This is a genomic window from Bifidobacterium sp. VU/mBH4 (B4) (assembly GCF_058199535.1).
The window spans coordinates 265,796-282,882 of sequence record NZ_JBVPQJ010000002.1 but is presented as its reverse complement, the minus strand read 5'-3'; the positions used below and the strand labels follow the sequence as shown (position 1 = coordinate 282,882).

At 50.9% G+C, this 17,087-nt stretch carries 15 protein-coding genes; 6 read left to right on the top strand and 9 right to left on the bottom strand.

Features of this window, described 5'->3' with window-relative positions; translation table 11 throughout:
• Window positions 1-301 precede the first annotated feature (301 nt).
• Together AC0AII_RS04385 and AC0AII_RS04380 are read right to left on the bottom strand one after the other, a co-directional pair.
• Window positions 302-1,069 carry an MFS transporter gene (locus tag AC0AII_RS04385; RefSeq protein WP_490446303.1) on the bottom strand — a complete coding sequence of 256 codons (768 nt, stop codon included), beginning with the start codon at window positions 1,067-1,069 and terminating at the stop codon, window positions 302-304.
• Between the two features lie 2 nt (window positions 1,070-1,071).
• Window positions 1,072-1,524 carry a hypothetical protein gene (locus tag AC0AII_RS04380; protein ID WP_490446263.1) on the bottom strand — a complete coding sequence of 151 codons (453 nt, stop codon included), beginning with the start codon at window positions 1,522-1,524 and terminating at the stop codon, window positions 1,072-1,074.
• Between the two features lie 228 nt (window positions 1,525-1,752).
• Between AC0AII_RS04380 and AC0AII_RS04375 the strand changes: the two genes are divergently transcribed.
• The 5 genes from AC0AII_RS04375 (at window position 1,753) to AC0AII_RS04355 (ending at window position 6,499) form a co-directional block, all read left to right on the top strand.
• On the top strand, window positions 1,753-1,902 hold the full coding sequence (locus AC0AII_RS04375) for a helix-turn-helix domain-containing protein (protein ID WP_198199079.1): 150 nt from the start codon (window positions 1,753-1,755) through the stop codon (window positions 1,900-1,902).
• Between the two features lie 152 nt (window positions 1,903-2,054).
• Complete coding sequence (locus tag AC0AII_RS04370; RefSeq protein WP_490446262.1) at window positions 2,055-2,561, top strand: hypothetical protein; 507 nt, start codon at window positions 2,055-2,057, stop codon at window positions 2,559-2,561.
• Between the two features lie 527 nt (window positions 2,562-3,088).
• The gene (locus tag AC0AII_RS04365; RefSeq protein ID WP_490446261.1) at window positions 3,089-4,090 is read left to right on the top strand and encodes a dolichyl-phosphate beta-glucosyltransferase; all 1,002 of its coding nucleotides are present in this window, start codon (window positions 3,089-3,091) and stop codon (window positions 4,088-4,090) included.
• Window positions 4,091-4,291: 201 nt separating this feature from the next.
• Window positions 4,292-5,434, top strand: coding sequence for an ArnT family glycosyltransferase (locus AC0AII_RS04360; RefSeq protein WP_490446260.1), 1,143 nt, complete (start codon window positions 4,292-4,294; stop codon window positions 5,432-5,434).
• Window positions 5,435-6,172: 738 nt separating this feature from the next.
• On the top strand, window positions 6,173-6,499 hold the full coding sequence (locus AC0AII_RS04355) for a mannosyltransferase YkcB-related protein (protein ID WP_490446259.1): 327 nt from the start codon (window positions 6,173-6,175) through the stop codon (window positions 6,497-6,499).
• Between the two features lie 382 nt (window positions 6,500-6,881).
• Here the strand turns inward: AC0AII_RS04355 and AC0AII_RS04350 are convergent, their stop codons facing one another.
• The 7 genes from AC0AII_RS04350 to AC0AII_RS04320 all read right to left on the bottom strand — a co-directional run bounded on the left by AC0AII_RS04350 (window position 6,882) and on the right by AC0AII_RS04320 (window position 16,463).
• On the bottom strand, window positions 6,882-9,704 hold the full coding sequence (locus AC0AII_RS04350; protein WP_490446258.1) for a TrlF family AAA-like ATPase: 2,823 nt from the start codon (window positions 9,702-9,704) through the stop codon (window positions 6,882-6,884).
• 714 nt (window positions 9,705-10,418) lie between these two features.
• Complete coding sequence (locus AC0AII_RS04345) at window positions 10,419-10,952, bottom strand: ClbS/DfsB family four-helix bundle protein (RefSeq protein WP_490446257.1); 534 nt, start codon at window positions 10,950-10,952, stop codon at window positions 10,419-10,421.
• A gap of 281 nt (window positions 10,953-11,233) precedes the next feature.
• The gene (locus tag AC0AII_RS04340) at window positions 11,234-12,622 is read right to left on the bottom strand and encodes a hypothetical protein (RefSeq protein WP_490446256.1); all 1,389 of its coding nucleotides are present in this window, start codon (window positions 12,620-12,622) and stop codon (window positions 11,234-11,236) included.
• 32 nt (window positions 12,623-12,654) lie between these two features.
• Complete coding sequence (locus AC0AII_RS04335; protein WP_490446255.1) at window positions 12,655-13,386, bottom strand: ABC transporter ATP-binding protein; 732 nt, start codon at window positions 13,384-13,386, stop codon at window positions 12,655-12,657.
• Window positions 13,387-13,701: 315 nt separating this feature from the next.
• Entirely contained in the window at window positions 13,702-14,742 is a 1,041-nt protein-coding gene (locus tag AC0AII_RS04330; protein WP_490446254.1) for a zinc-dependent alcohol dehydrogenase family protein, read from the bottom strand.
• A gap of 302 nt (window positions 14,743-15,044) precedes the next feature.
• Entirely contained in the window at window positions 15,045-15,614 is a 570-nt protein-coding gene (locus tag AC0AII_RS04325) for an endonuclease III domain-containing protein (RefSeq protein WP_490446253.1), read from the bottom strand.
• Between the two features lie 174 nt (window positions 15,615-15,788).
• Window positions 15,789-16,463, bottom strand: coding sequence for an HAD family hydrolase (locus AC0AII_RS04320; protein ID WP_490446252.1), 675 nt, complete (start codon window positions 16,461-16,463; stop codon window positions 15,789-15,791).
• A 284-nt stretch (window positions 16,464-16,747) separates the two neighbouring features.
• Between AC0AII_RS04320 and AC0AII_RS04315 the strand changes: the two genes are divergently transcribed.
• A complete protein-coding gene (locus tag AC0AII_RS04315; protein WP_101432353.1) occupies window positions 16,748-17,086 on the top strand; it encodes a metalloregulator ArsR/SmtB family transcription factor in 339 nt (112 codons plus the stop codon).
• Window position 17,087: the final 1 nt, after the last annotated feature.

The window sequence follows — 17,087 nt, the reverse complement described above, 5'->3', positions numbered from 1 at the left end:
CAAAATCAGTATTCTACATTGATTTACAGACTTAATATCAAATCTTAGCTTCATAAGTTTGCATTGCAACTGAAACTGTTGCGGACGTAGGTGGCAAAACCGTACAGAAAGTACTGGCTATATACATGGTGTTGTCAGACCGCTTCCAATTCGTTTATAATAATCTCGCGCTAAAGCGTTTAACCCGAGTGAATTGTTCGACTACACCACTGTGAGGTGGAGCTTTCTGCCCAATTCTTGGAATAGCTTGTATCCCCTATTGGGCAGAATCAACAATGAATAGCGCTGAGCTGATCGAACGCTATCTGCTCAAGCTTCTTGACCTATGGCTCAGCAATTGGATGAGCGTATCGGCAGCGGGCAAAACAGTCTCTACGAGGGCCACTCTGGCCCATCCCCAAATTGTCAGGATTGGCGTCACTAAGGATGAGCCTATAGCCCCAGCCGTGTAATAGAGACTGAGATACACGCTGCTGTAATTGCCGGACTGAGGTGGATCGATGGATACTACGGCGACCTGGTTAGCTGTTTGGGCACTGAAGCAACCGGCATCAAAGTCGGCGAGCCCGGTCACGCAAAGAACGGAGTTACCGATATCAATGAGCAGGATAGCCGCACTGATTAGACAGCCAATGACAACGACATGCGGACCGTGACGGTCAGTCAGGCTGCCAGCCCATCTGGTCACAAACAGTCCCAGGACACCGGCGAGGCTATAGAGTCCAATCTGCGTAGGATTCAGACTGTACGGAGGTTTGGAGAGTGCTATCGAAAGGCCGACCCAGACAAGACTGAAAGCAGAAAAATAGAGCATGCCGGTTGCCGACGCCAGTCGAAGTGCTGGAGAAATGCGGAGCAATCGAGGAAGCGCTCGCATAGTGGCAAAGCAGGAACCTTTGTTGCCGGTTTGTTCCTGATGCCTAGGCAATATGATTGCGTCGAGCATGCCTGTCGCTACGCGCAGGGTTGCGAAGCAGGCGAGTATGCCGCGCCAGCCAAGCAAGCTTGTCAGGGTTCCTCCGACAAAACAACTGAGAAGAATGCCAGCCGAATTTCCTGCAAGAACGATTCCTACCCGACTGCTACGAACCTCAAGCGGCGTAAACGCCCGACGACGGAGACGGCTTCTGCAGCGACTTTGGAAGTGACCCCGACAAGTCCGAATACGCCTACCGATACTCCTGCAGTGGGAGCGCTTGCTGCGGCAGCTAGCACGACGGGAAGTCCTGCCAGTTGAACGGGAACTAACCGACCTGGCGAAAAGCGATTAGCCAACGGAACCAGCAGTACCAGTCCGATAAGATACCCGGCCATTACAGCAGTGACAATCTTCCCTGTGACAGCTGCTGAAACTCCAAAGTCAGTGGTGATGCTGCCGAGTGCCAGTTGTACCGCATATTGTGTCGCCAGCGACGTGCCAGAAGCCAAAGCAAGTGCTGTGGCTGCCAGCACAGTGATGATTGCACGGTTTCCGTGGTTTGATGTATCTTGCTGCTTTTCTTCTTCCGACGACGGATTAGTCATACAAGCACCGCCTCCGTTGCTTAGGCTGCCCATATGCGTTGAAGATGAAAGCCGCGGTAACGGTAATCATTATCCGCTAGTAACCGGCGCTGTCGTTGCCAGGAGTAATGAAACTGATGTGTTCACTCATCTGCACCCCTTCTTTCAGCGATATACGCCACCTCGGTAGTTAACAAAATGCAACCACTGAGGTAGTACTAGTGCTAATTGACTGGTGAGATTGAGTACGTGCCCAATACCACAAATCTCTTTTCAGCTCTCACCCGACTAGGCTTCAGCCGCTACGAAGCGAAGGCCTACGTTGCCTTGGTTGACCAACCGCCGATGAACGGCTCTGAGGTAAGCCGTCTGACAGAAATGCCGCCATCAAAGATATAGGAACGCTGGCTCGCCTTGAGGCAAAGGGCGCTGTCCTGGTTAACCATTTTGAACCAGCCCGATATACGACCGTATCGCCTAAGGATGTTCTCACCGTCCTCAAGGACAAGTTCGCAGCAGACCTGTTAACCGCTCAAGAAGAGCTTGCGGATTTGCCGGAGAATAGAGAACCGGGTCTGGTTTGGTCCCTGCACAGCCGCGATGCAATCGTGCAGACGTCAATCTGGCTGATCAACGAGGCGAAGCACAGTGTATTCGCCGGGGTTTGGGATGGAAAGATGGACGATCTTGGGCCGCTGCTTGACAAAGCTGCCGTCCTAAATCTTGACGTGCATGTCGCCATCTACGGCACCAGTACTTTGACGCACCCGCACACCTATGACATGAACGAATGCGGCGCCTCCGCCAGGTTGCGATTCTCTGGCCGACGTGTGGCTGTAGTGGTGGCCGATGATGATCACACCTTGGTTGCTTCTTTCGGTGACCGTACGCCTGACGAAGCCGTGCTTACCACCAACCCCGTAACCAGTTTGCCGGCCGTCGAGTACATCAAGGCGGATATTTCCGGTCGTCTCATGATCAACGCCATAACTCCGCAGGCCCATCAAGACTTGTTGAAGACTCAGAACATGCAAGACATGCTTGTGCATGTCGAATAATGGGTCTGCCCTTGAGCCATTGCTTTTAGACACAGTATTAGCCATCGATGGAGTGAAAAAGACTGGGTTTATGGTCAAGCAATTTTCGATTTACCAATCCTTCTGAAATCCAGCAAAGCTTGTCTGTACGTTGGGCCAATTGTTCCTGGTGGCTGCAGGAAAACAAACACTAAGATACAAAATTAATTGCATCTATATGGAACTTGTTTAATGCATTGCAGCAGTTGATTGAAGAATACCCTACAAAGGCACGAGCGCTTCCATAACCGTAGCTGACAATTTATAGTCTAGATATGTTTGCCAAATGCCGATAATTTTCTGTATCACGTAAATATCTATGGTTCGGGCATGATGGGGAGGGCATGCGATGCAAATTTGATCGCTCTGTAAAGGATATTGACCATTAATCTCGATACGGCTGTATCAGCAAACATTGAGAAATCCTCATGATTCTTTTTAAAGAGTCCAATCAGTTTATAAAGATAAGTTTGAGGAATAGCCCAAGAAGCTGCTGTTTACTATGAGGCATGAACGCAACGAATATTCTCGAAAGAGACATTGCTAGGCAGTCCAATGTGCCTGGCAGGCGCTCTTCTGGCAGCGGGCAAATCCCAGAGGGTGAGGTTGATTCGCCTATCTACTACGGCAGCCCAGCCGCGGTCGACGCCGATATTGTCATTCCTATATATAACGAGGAAGTTCAGCTGGCTGACTCCGTATCCACCTTATGCAGCTTCCTGGATCGTCACGCCAGAGATCTGACACCCTTTAGCTGGAACGTCGTGATTGCGGACAATGCCAGCACAGATGCCAGTTGGCAGATAGCCAAGGCTTTGTGCGACTGGTGCCCCAACCAGGTTCGTGTCTTGCACCTCGTGAGAAAGGGCCGCGGGTACGCCCTGAAACAGGCCTGGCTCAGCTCCAGGGTGGCAGTCGTCGCATATATGGACGTGGACCTATCCACTGACATCGGCTCTACGGGCAGCCTTATTCTTCCCCTGCTCCAGGGCGGGGCCGACATCGCCTTTGGCTCGCGTCTTATGCGGCAGTCTCAGGTCACTCGCTCTCCCAAACGTGAATTCATTTCGCGCACCTACAACCTCATGCTCCGCTCATATCTGGCGGTCTCCTTTCATGATGCCCAGTGCGGTTTCAAGGCCATTACTGCCCAGGCTGCACATGTCCTGCTGCCTCAGGTGAAGGATGACGAGTGGTTCTTCGATACGGAGCTGCTTGTGCGCGCCCAGCAGGCTGGGATGACCATGCTGGAGCTTCCTGTTCGCTGGGTGGAGGATGCCAGCTCGACGGTCGACATTCCCGACACGGTGAAGAAGGATCTGGAAGGCATGCACCGGGCCAGGGAGGGTATGGAGGCCCGAACCGTCGAGGAGATCCGTATTGACCTGGACTCCCCTGCCGTCTGGGATCAGATCCGCCAGTATGAGCTACGTGGGTTCCTCTTGCCTGCCAAAGAGGAAAACCCGCATTCACATATGCAGAATCCAGGCAAAGAAACTGCCGTTTGTTGAGCGGCTGACAGCAAACGAAATCTCGTACAGAAAGAGCAAACTACACTTATCATGAACGCTTCATTGGCTTCTCACAGCAGCTATGGCTTCTCCCAGCATTCGCGGACTTTCAATCCGCCACGATCAACAAACGCAGATGCAGTTGCTGATGAGCACGCTTCCCGCGCGTATATTCTGCCGCGACGGACCCGTGGAGACTGGGTGGTACTGGGAACCATGCTGTTTGCGGCCTGTGCAATATTCTTCATCAACCTTACGGCCTCCGGGTATGCCAACGAGTTTTATTCAGCTGCGGCCCAGGCTGGTTCGGTTAGCTGGCAGGCCTTTCTCTGGGGGTCCCTGGACTCAGGGAACGCCATCACCGTGGACAAGCCGCCGGTAGCCCTTTGGCTGATGGCGCTTTCCGTGCGCATCTTTGGTCTGAATTCCTTTGCCATCCTCCTGCCCGAAGCACTGATGGGGGTGGCGACCACCTACCTGCTCTATGCCACCGTGCGTAGGTACTGGGGCAACTGGGCGGGCATTGTCACCGGCTTCATCTTCATGCTCACTCCGGTAGCCGCACTCATGTTTCGCTTCAACAACCCCGATGCCTTGCTGGTGTTATTGATGACCGGTGCTACTCATGCGCTCCTCAGATCCATGGAGTATGCCAACCATCCTTCTGGCAATCGAAAGCGGACCTGGTGGATGGTCCTGGCCGGTGCTCTGATCGGATTCAGCTTCCTTACCAAGCAACTGCAGGTGCTGCTCGTACTGCCTGGTTTTGCCCTGGCTTTTCTTCTGGCCTCGCCTACAGGCATGGTTCGTCGCATCCTGGATTCATTGGCTGCCATTGCTTCCATGATCGTCGCTGCTGGCTGGTGGGTTCTACTGACAGTGATCGTGCCAGCCAGCGACAGACCTTATATAGGCGGCTCCCAGCGCAACTCCTTCCTTGAGCTCACCTTTGGCTACAACGGTTTTGGACGCTTGACCGGCAGTGAAGAAGGATCGGTCATACCTGGCCACGACCATAAGGGAGGCGGCATGCCGGCTGGTGGCGGTCGTGGCGGTGGCAAGTGGGGCCAGACTGGACTCAATCGTTTGTTCAGCGGCGAGTTTGGAACGCAGATTTCATGGCTGGCTCCTCTGGCTTTTGCAGGCATTGTCATCAGCTTGCTTGTTATCGGCAGGGCCTTCCGCACTGACGTGCGCAGGGCCAGTGTCATTGCTTTCGGAGGTTGGCTGACCGTCACCTGGCTCGTTTTCAGCTTTATGGCCGGCATTTTCCACCAGTATTACACCGTGGCTCTGGCACCTGCCCTGGCTGCGATGGTTGCCATCGGCGCATTCAGTTTGTGAATCGCCCGGGACAAGCTCTGGGCCAGGATCGTCACGCCGATTCTTGTCGCCTTCACGGCCTTCTGGGATTTCAGCCTGGCAGGTCGCTCCCAGTGGCTCCCCTGGCTGAAGTGGGCCTTACTCATAATCGGTCTCATGGGCGCCCTCGGTTTTGCACTGACTGGACTCTTGCGAATACGACGACTCGCTCTTGTAGCCCTAATTCTCTCAGTCGTAGGGCTTATGGCTGGACCTGCTGCATGGACGCTGTACACCGTATCCCAAGGACACATGGGATCAATCGTCCTAGCCGGACCTAACCTGACTTCAGGGAGCATGGATGGCGGCCCCGGTGGTATGCCCGGGGGTGCTCCTGGTGGCGGCCAGCATGGTGGTGGTCAGGCGGGCGGCATGGCACCTGGCAATATGCAGCAAGGTATGCCACGTGGTGACGGTGGTCCCATGGGCTCATATCAAATGGGTCAAGACCCGATGGATCAGCAGGGGCAGTCGAGCAAGCAGGGCCAGATACCCGGTGGTAGTTCGAATAGTCTACAGGCTCCCAGCATGGGTTCTCAAGGGCCAGGTCCCATGGGCCAGGATTCCACGGGGTCACATGGAGAATCCAGCTCTTCGGGTGCGCCCTACATGCACTCACAGCGCAGGGGCAAATCTGGATTCCAGGGTGGACCAGGAGGCAGAAGGATGAAAGGAGGGAATCTACTTGGTGGAGGCCGGTCCAGTTCCAAGGTCGTCGGCATGCTGGAAAAGTCATCCGACTCCCATCGCTGGGCTGCTGCCACGACAGGATCCCAGCAGGCGGCGGGCTATCAGCTGGCCTCTGAAAAGCCGGTTATGGCCATTGGCGGGTTCAATGGTTCCGACCCCTACCCCAGCTTGGAACAGTTCAAGCAGTACGTGAAGGATAAGCAGATTCATTACTACATAGCTGGTGAAATGGGTGGCCATCAGATGGGAGGTTCCGACACCGCCACAAAAATCTCGCAGTGGGTAGCCAAGCACTACACCGCAACCACGGTTGATGGAGTCACTGTGTATGATCTGACCCAGCAGAAGGCTCGGTAAGCGGCGGGAGCTCAACTCCCAAGAAGCAGACTTGTCATCTGTCGGTTAAAAGCATTGATTACCACTTTACTAGGAAATGTATGATGACGGTGAATACTACATAAAATGTTAGTCTACTACATATCTTTATTGCTTTAACTAATCAAATAAAGCATAGAATTATCCAACGCTGTAACACCAAGATGGTGTTACAGCGCTTTTCTTTATTAAGATCTGACTTAAAATGAATATGGTTTATGCTATTTCTTGCATAATCCTTATGCAGCCAAGTAAGTGTCATGACTAAACGACAACATAATAAAAGTTAGACCAACATCGACTAAAGACAACATGTAAAAACCTTCTTTTGCCGGTATTTGTAATGATGTAATCAAAAAAAGCATCAAATAAGCTTGTATTTTTCTTCCCTTTTCTGAAAAGCTTCTGCGCCTCCATCAAGGATTTCACACGCGTGTTCTCTAATGCCACATTTCTCCAGAACTGTTTGGCAGTTTACGTCATTTGGTTTTGAGTATTCCAGTGAACCAGACAAATATGAAAACAGTTTGTGATTCGCATTTTTGCGGTCTTCGCCATCACGATTTGCTACGATGACCTCTTCAGAATCAGCACCAATCACCAAATTTGCGTTATGCGTTACCATGATTATTTGGCGCTTCTTCTTGCTTTTAACTAAATAAGGAACGATTGTGTTGTAGATAGATCTACTATCAAGATCATCCTCTGGCTGATCAATGAGTAACGGCCATGGTTCGTCAGAATCGCTCAAAATTAAGGTCAATGCAAACAGCGCTTGTTTTCCAGGCGTCATTGATGATTTTTCGAAGCCACCAATATGATCGTTGTCCAATATAGCCCCGAATCGAATCTCGTCTGATAATTTAAAAACGTCTATTGCAGCATTGACCTTTTCATATCCCTTATTTACTTCGAGTGAGTTATTGAACAGTGATTTCAGGAAAGCCTCTGGTTCGTCTTGTGCTTTGATATAATTGATATCATCTCCTCTGTGCTGAATATAATCGTTATTAGAACGTCTATTAAATTCACGGTTTGCTTGCTCAATGCTACTGGGATCAATTCCCTTCTCAACTGTAAAAGTTAATTCTTCAAACTCTCTACCAGCTGAATTAAATTGGCTTACAAAGGATGAAATTAATTCTCTACGCGTAACCAAAGCTCGGGTTAACGATTTAATGCTTTCAGCATTTTTATTATAATACGATTTTATCTTTTCTTCTATGACTTCAATATTTTTGATATTCTTTTCGAGAGTCGTTATTTTTTCCGAAATACACGATATTTCTTTGTTCTCTTTATCTTTGTTTATGAGCTTAGAATTTGTTTTCTGGATTGATTTAATTTGTGATTTTGTATCCTGAATGGCAATTTCCAATTTGGAAGCATACTGATTGATTATCTGCTCAATTTGAGATGTAAGTTTCTTTGCCGTACTTGTTTGGAGGTCAGTAATTATGTTCACCAAGTCAACGGGAAGGTCTGTTAGCTCAGGCTCTATTTCGATATGAACAGCTATAGTGCCAGGTTGTATATGAACTACATTCTGATTGTTGCTGATGTCTTTAGGGAAAACCGACATCAGTATTTTACGGTTTTTGTCCAGCTCCTCTGAAGTACTCTTTAGATCTGCTATCTCCTTTAATATATTTTGTAACATTTTTAGGTCATCACTGGATAAACCATTACTTTGTATAGAGTTTATTTTGTTATGTAACTCACTTATTTCCTTTGAAATTGCTTTCGAATCACCACAGTTGCGTAAATTATTTTTCTCTTGCTTAATTAGTTCAGAGTTGGAAAACCAGGATTTTATAGATGTTTCGATTATATTTTCCGTCTGTTTATTTCGTGTTTCGTAGTATTCATATGCAGCTTTAACTTCAGGATATTTGTTGAACAGAACAGGACGTATCTTACTAGTAATTTCTTTAGGTTTCTCACTTAAAGAGTATAGACCGTTCTGCGGAATGTAAATCACGCGACCACCTACACTACCAGATAGCCATTCTACATGGCATGAATCATGTTTTACATCATCCCATGTATATCCTGCTGCCGGTCCCACTTGATTTTTATCAGGTATATTTGACACCTTAAGTTGAGTTGCAACTGTAGAGTCTGGATCGACTGCATAAGCTATATGAGCGAGTAATGCTGACTTGCCTGATGATCGACTGCCGATAATTGAGTTTAAATTTTTGTTTAGTACAATCTTTTCAGGAAAATTAGAATTACTAGGAAAGGTAATTGTATCTATAATATGATAAGTATGTTTTTCATCAGGTTCGTTTGGTTGTAGTGCTACTCGATCTTCGGGTTCAACCAGTGTTTGCAATAACCCGCTATATGTAAGATCTGCCTTGATCCATAGCACGTTTCGATGATCTCCACCAGTGTTAATGCTCTTCCCGAGGCGTTTATTCAAGTCATCAAAATTATGTGCGTCAGATCCGTCGAATACTGGCTTAGCCTTGACCTTTTCATCTGTTTCGAGACGAGTTACATCTAGAAAATAGTCGCGTGAACTTTCGTTTGCAAACACTGCATCTGAAAACTTATCTATCTCATCAGTGAGTAGTTTCTTTCTCTCTATTCCGGCACCACCTGGCCGGATCCCATCGCCTTTGGCTGAGACTACAACTAACAAATATTGCTGACGATGCTCTGGAACGAGTGCATTTGGTCCAAAAGTATCTTTTATTGCTGCTTCAATGGCTTTTTTGTCGACGGTGGCTTTCTTGAACTGCTCTTCTGTATCTAATTCATCACAAGAAACAGATCTGCTGTCCGGGCCGATAGTTTCACTAGTACGTAATGCATGCATGAAATTATTAATTTCTGCTTGATCCAAGTTGGGGTTGAACAATAAGTGAATATTAATAACTTCACCAGAACGATTAACTGCCGTTGTCAAACGTAATTCAAGATTTGGAATAAATAGTTTATCGTCCTGAGGGAATAAAAACCTATAGTGCTTCCTTGCTAAGAAGAAAGTGTTTAAGGAGAAGTAATCGGTCAGTCCAAAAGCCTGTACATCAGAATCATGAAGAATTGTGCAGAACCGATCTAAAACAGTGCTGTTCTCTTCTATGCTACCGTATCCATTATTCAATTTTGTTCCAGGAAGGTGAACATGGAGATCCCATTTGCGCCACTCAGAGCCTCTTTCGAAATGTATAGTCATTACCAAACTCCCCTAATCGACAGACTGTTCAATCAATACAATTGTATATAACACGTTGTACTGCGACGTGCTTCTTTATATTTTGGAGTTACGCAAATATCTAAGAGAATTATGAGTTCGTCTTATTGGCTTATCGTGGTTTGATCTTGTTCCTGCTCCACTAGCCACAAAAGAATACGGAACTTCCGTAGTTTGGTATAAGCGTATCCCAACCTTTTATTTATGCGCTTCTGTAAACTAATTTGAGAGAGTCGTAAACCGTTTTGATGTAGAACTGGTTTCACTACTTCATATTTTAAATTCAGCAAAAGGACATATTCATGTCATTGACTTATACACGTTGATCATCAGACATGCTGAAATTTGCTGCTAATGCTGGTAATGAAAATAGAGTTCTCGGTTGTCACCCATAAGATCTATAAATGACAACTCAAAAAGCCTGCAACAGGTGTATGGAAACTCCATTGACACTTTCGAAATTCTGTGCAAGTTGAATAGCTAGATTTAAATCTATCTACTATCAGGTTGGTATGTTTGGCCATCAAAAAGAACAAAGGCAGATTCTGCGGAAATACACATTCTCAAATAGCATCTGTCCTAAAAACTGCAGAGAATATGCTTTTCTCTTCATATTTATGTTGTCTCGCTCCATAACATAATAAGGGTTGGTTTTGTTCATTATTAGATTCATTAACAATACTCCAGTTTTTGCCGTTATTTGCGCCCCTTCAAGTACTTCCGTATCTTCTTCAGGGCCCAGTCGTAATGGCTGGAGGTCGAAGAGATGAAGGCGGCGCCCAAGGTAGAGTTTCCGGTCCATGGGAGGGCGCCCTTGGTGAATAGCTGTTCGTTGGTGAACGATTGCGCCAGGGCCATGACCTTCTTATGGGATTCGATAAACAGGTTCAAGGCCTGATCGTAGGTGGTGTCATCATGCTTGTCTCGCAGCTTCACATTCATCTCGCCGTAATTGCGCCAGTTGTAGCCGTCCGGAAGAAAGTCGTGGGTCCTGCCCTCCTGGTTGTCTTCCACCCAGTTCAACAGCAGCTGATGCCACTCGTAGAGATGGACGAGCACGTCCTTGATGTTCCTGTCGCGTGCCCAATGGGCCCCCTTCTCCTTGCTCAGGTCGAAGGAAAAGCGGCCATTGCGTTCTTCGGGTGTCAGCGGCTCAAGCAACGCCACGAGTTTGTCGAAGCCATCATCAGCCGCCTTGATGAGTTCTTCCTTGGTGGTAGGTCGTGCCATGACGGTCCTCCGTTTGTCTCTGGTCGACAAGATTTGACTGGTCCATCGTCACCTGTCTCGGTTTGTCATCGACTGTACCCCATATGGGCCTTGCAAATGCTCGTGTGTAGGAAATCGTCGCGAACTCAAGTGCTTACAGTTGCACCTACCAATTACATACATCAAGCCGAGCGCTACATATACCGACTTAATTTATTTAACAAGAGCCATGAAGGAATGACAGAGGTCGGCAGGCTTGCTGTGGCTCAAATATGTACCCGGCTGTATGCAGCGGGACTTTATTACTCGCCGATGGCATGCGATATGACACTGACTGAGTTCTCGAATCTGGTGGTCAGGGCTTGGATTCCTGTGGCTGCGGCACCAAGCAGGGATGCGATGAGCACCACTACGATCCAAGCGCCCCATTGCACGCTCATCTGTGCTTTGCCCATAAAGCGTGAGAGCATGAAGGTCAGGGATGAGGTGCAGAGCAAGGTGATGACGAGGGAGAACAGTGTGCTGGTAATCATAGTGATGATGCCGTCAAGTGCGCCCAATACTCTCAGCTGGCCGATTCCGGCACCTGATACGTAGGTCAGCGCCAGATCAAGTCCTCTGCCTTTGGAAGTGATCAAGGTGCCTGCAATTGCACCTGTTATCGCGATGATCAGTGGCGGTCCAGTGAGCGCCAGGAGACTCGCAAACATGTCTGCGGTCGCCGGAACAGTGCTGTCTGGTGTGGGGGGCAAAGCGACTTGCATGGTGGTGATCATCGTGCTCAACCCTCCGCTGACGGTCATCAGCAATGACAGACCTGCAGTCATCGGGATGATCGCCGCTCCCTGGCGCTGTATGCTGCCGACAGCCTGCTGGCCTGCCAGCCTCCAGGTTCTGGATGGCAACGCCACAATACGCGTCCATATCGCGGTGAAGCCGGGCAGGAGGTATGGCGCGAAAGCCGCCAGCGAGAATATCAGGAGGAACATGCCGCCCATGGCGAAGGCAAGAAATACCGTCATCTGATCTGGAACGGCATCGCTGCTCATCTGACTGGCACGAGGGTTAGTTGCAAGTGTAAAAGCTGGAATCAGCAGCATACAGCCCGCGCCAATCAAGCATATGGTCCCCAGAAGGAAGCGGAAGACGCCTATCCGCTTTGGCGGATTCTGGGATTGCCTGAGTGCTTCCATTGGTCGTATTTTCGAGAGCGAACGGATAGTCAACAGGGTGCTTATGAAGATGGGCGCAGCGCTGAAAGCGAGGCCCTTGCCCAGCGAATTGAACAGGTGGCTGCTGGCATATGTCAAATGCAAATCTAATGGATTTGTCACCATGGCGAAGATCAAGGGCGTAATCACTGGCAGCAAAAGGCAGGTGGCTGCAATAGACAGGATGAATAATCCCATGACTATCAGCAGATTCCAGGCCAGCAGTTGCCAAGGCAGAGCGCCTTGTAAAACCATGAGCGCCAGTTGATGCCGTCGTTGATTCAGTGCTGAGTTCATGACCCATAGCAGCACAGCTACGGTGATGATCACGCTGAATGCTAAGGCGGGACCAGTGTATGAGGATCCAAGTTCCTGCTCCGGGCCCTGATAGTCCTGATCAATGATTGCGGCGACCGCGATGAGGGAACAGATGACAGTCTGGGATACGACCATGGCCAGCAAGACGGCGCTCCAGACCATGGGCGCTGCTTTGAGTTCGGACAGAGCGCCTCTCATGCCATGGGCGCTTTCGCAGAGAATGACTGGCTGATACGGCCATCGCGCACGGCAAACAGCCGATCGCACTGGCCTGCCACCTCATTGTTATGCGTCACCAAAACGATGGTTTTCTTTTCGTGGTTGGCAAGTTCCTTCAGCACCGATATGACCTTTTCTCCGGATTCCTGATCCAAGGCGCCAGTCGGCTCGTCCGCGAATACCACGTCTACGTCGGATAACAGGACGCGGGCCAGGGCAACACGTTGCTGCTCGCCGCCCGACAGCAGGGTGACGCTTTTCTTTTTCTGATCGATCAGGCCAAAGTACTTCAAGAGGGAATCCGCCGTCTTTCTGGGAAAGCGGGATCCGCGAAGGGTGAATGGCAGAGCCAGATTCTGCTCGACTGTCATGCTGGTGATCAGGTTGTAGGACTGGAATACGAAGCCTAGATGTTGGCGTCTGAACTTGGTCATGGCCGACAGCCCCAGACGGGTTATGTCCTTGCCCAGCAGAAGCACATTGCCACTAGTGGCCTTCTCCAGCCCAGCCAGGCAGTACAGCAGCGTCGATTTGCCGCTGCCTGACGGCCCTATGATGCCGGTCATCTCCCCCGGATAGGCAGTGAATGCTATGTCATTGAGAATGGTTAGTGAATCGCCGCGGCGCGGGGAGACCACCATGGACAGCCCCGTAGCTTCAATCGTTGGTGTCGGGCCTCTGCTCACGCTTACGTTGGGGTTATTCATAGTTGCATCTTTCCCTTGGATGATCATCGACAACCTTCCAGACCGAGGCATCTACGCTCAGTAATGCTGATTCGCCTCGCAGATGTCATGTGCCCTCGTTCGTCGCTTGACCCTGTATGACGGTCATCCTTGTCGTCATCAGTCACTTCCATTGATATCAGCGAAAGAAGGGATGAAATACCCTGATTTACCCTGAATTATCCCTGACTCGGCCCTGATATTTTCGGAATAAGAGGTATGTTCAGGCAGGCATGCTTACGCGGCGCCACCGGTAATGTCAGCAGCGCCGAGAATCAGCTGATTACTGCTGCAGCCTCATTCGCCAACAAGCAGCAGGGATTTGATGGCGGTGCGCTGGTCCATGGCCTCATAGGCCTCCTGGATGTGATCCAAGGCAAAGCGCTTGGTGAAGACCTTGCCTGGCTGGATGCTGCCCTTGAGCACTTGGTCAAGCAGCAGATGCCTGTCATATGTGGTGACTGCGGCCGTGCCTCCTCGCAGACCGACATTGCGCCAGAAGAGCTTAGAGGTGTCCATGGTGGCCTGCTGCGGCACACCCACCCTGCCGACCACTGCGCCGGGCCGGGCCACCCTGACGGCGGTATCGGTGGACAGTTCGGTGCCCACGCATTCCAGGACGGCATCGGCTCCGGCTCCGTCGGTGAGGGCCATGACTTGCTCTACAGCAAGGTCTCCGCGTTCAGCCACAATGTCAGTGGCCCCGAATTCACCCGCCAGCTTCTGGCGGTCCTCATGCCGGCTCATAGCGATGATGCGTTCGGCCCCACGCAGCTTGGCTGCTATGACTCCGCACAGACCCACCGCCCCATCGCCCATGACCACGACCGTGTCGCCTTCTTTGACCTGGGCTGTTGCGGCTGCATGATAACCGGTGGCCATCACATCGGAGAGGGTCAGCAGGGAGTCGAGCATGTCGTCGCTGTACTCCTCAGGTTGGCCTGGAATCTTCACCAAGGCCCAGTCCGCGTTGGTGAATCGCAGATACTCGCTCTGATAGCCGCCGCTCCCCCGCCTGTCCGGATCAAGGCAGTCACCGTCGAAGCCGGCCCTGCAGGCCGCGCAGTGCCCGCAGCCATGGGTGAAGGGTGCTATGACGAAGTCACCAGGTTTGACATGAGTGACATCCGAGCCCACCTTTTCGACCAGGCCGATGGCCTCGTGCCCTACATTGCTGCCTGAGGGCATTGAGGAAATCCCCCGGTACCACCACAGGTCGGATCCGCACACGCAAGCCCGGACGACCCGAATCACAGCATCTCCGGGCTTTTCGATGGTCGGCATCGGTGCTTCCTCCAGCTCGATGCGGCCTGGCTTCACAAACTTTGCTGCCTTCATGCTCTTGCTCCCCATTCTTCACTACCTGGCGTATTTGCCTGCCAAGTATGCGGATGAAACATAGTCTACGGAGTTCAATCCGCTTGAAGTCAAGTCAATACCTTATTGTGCGCGATTCATAGAGGTGCGGACAGAATTGTCACACAGGAATACGGGTCATTAGTTGCAGTCATATATAGGTGCTTTATAGGCCGTAGAAGGCTTGCTATGTATGAGGTCGCGTATTGAGGTATTGTCATACACCTTGTGACAAATCGTATGCATCCTGGCATGCACGTCATACCGAACCGCAACGATTCAACTCACTTGGAGGAGCTTTCAGGACTGCCAAGCTCCTTAAGGAAGGCGGCATAGGCTTGGGGATTGCGATGGTTTTTGCCTGCTTGGACGATCAGCCCGTGGTATTCGCGCAGGTCGTTGAGCGGCCATTGATCAATCTGAATAAAATCCGCCTCGTACTCTTCGCCCTCCTGGTATGACCGCAGGGAGGCCCATCCCAGACCGTCCAGCATCCGGCGTGCATAGGCGTCCCAGATGAAGCAAGGCTGGCCGAAGGCATAAAGCCGTATGACATCCGCCGTTTCGCGTCCAACCCCGGCAATGGTGAGCAGGTCGTCACGCAGACCTTCATCCGCGCAGTCCTCAACATCGGCCGTGCGGATGCCGTGAGCCAGCAGCCACTGAGCCAGGGCTTTGCAGGTACGTGCCTTGGCCTTCATGAAGCCGCTTGATCTGATCAAGTTTGTCAGCCTTGTCAGGTCGACATCGGCCATGTTGCAGGGGTTGAGCAGATCGGCTTTGCGCAGCTGCTCGATGGACATGGCCGCGTTTCCCCAGGCTGTATGCTGGACCAGCACCGCTCCGATCATCATCTCGAAGTCGGTCTCTGCCGGCCACCAATTCTGCAATCCCAGGCGAGCGAGCAAACGTGAATACAGCCACTTTGAGCAACCGGCATTTATCCTGCCTGCATTGCCCATAACGCCTCCACCAAACTATTTGACGCTTTTCATGGTAACAGCTGGCTCAAGCCGGTGCGGAGCGAGTCAGAGAATGGCAGGCGCCTGGACGAAGTCAGTGATAGCGCCATCAGCCTCAGAGCGGATGGCATCCCAATCCTTGGCCGAAGACTGGTCGTACATGGCCCAGACCTTCATCCCAGCGCGTTTGGCCGAATCGACGGCGACCAGAAGATCCTCGAACACTGTGCAGTGGTCAGGCGCGACGCCCAGCATCCGTGAAGCCAACAGGTAGATTTCCGGCTCCTCCTTGCCAATGCTTTTGGCATCATCCACGCTGCAGACCTGGTCGAAACAATCGGTCATCCCAGCGTGCTTCAGAGCAGCCTGTCGCAGGCGCGGAGGGAGGCTGGTTGCCACAGCCAGGGCGGCACCGCTGGCTTTTAGCGCTTGCAGGTAATCGAGTGCATGTGGCTTGGGCTGCACAGCTGTGGCGTAGAGCAGGAGTGCGTCCTCGTTCCACTCCTCCACAAGATCTTCTGGGCGCTCGTCAAGGTGGAAGCGGTCGATGGTGTATCTGGCGATGGCACCTGTCTGCATGGAGGCCACTGCAGAGGCGTAATCGTCCGGCATGGGGATGTTGCGACGAGCAAAGAAACGTTGGTCGATTTCCTCCCAGACTCCCATAGAATCCAAAAGTGTGCCGTCGAGATCGAAGATAGCGGCCTTGCCAATGTTGACTTTTATTCCATTTCCGCCCATGCCGCCAATTCTCCTATTCGCCGAAGTTATTCATAGTAGCATGATCTCGGATCAGGTCTGGCTAACTGGATTTGAGCCAATGTTCTCCCCGATCAGCCTTGGCTTCAGAAAAGTAGGTATGTTCAACAGTTTAATATTGCCATGCAAGCTATTAATCTCAGCGATTGTCAATTATTTTGCGCTCAGTGAGTGAAAAGCGCATAAAAGTTGAAGAAGATATACAATATTGGTTGAAACAATGTTAGCATGCAAATACTAGAGAAAATCATCGAAAAAGGAGTCTTATGGCTATTCAAGAAACAACAGCGGCTCTGGCTGATCCCCTGCGTCGTCGTGTGCTGGATCTTTTGGAGCAGGGCGGCATGGAGGCTGGACGCCTGGCCGAAAAGCTGGGAATGACCCCGTCCAAGCTGTCCTATCATCTGCGGAAGTTGAAAGAAGCAGACCTGATTGTCGGCCACAAGCAGGGCACCAGGGTCATCTACGAACTCAATCTGAGCGTGTTGGACAGCACTATTCAGTGGCTCTACCGCCTGCGGACCAGCGCCAGCGACAAGAGAAGTCTGCCCGAGCCGCGGACTGTGAGCAAGGAAACTGGTTCGACGGCGGTTTCCGAGTCCTAAG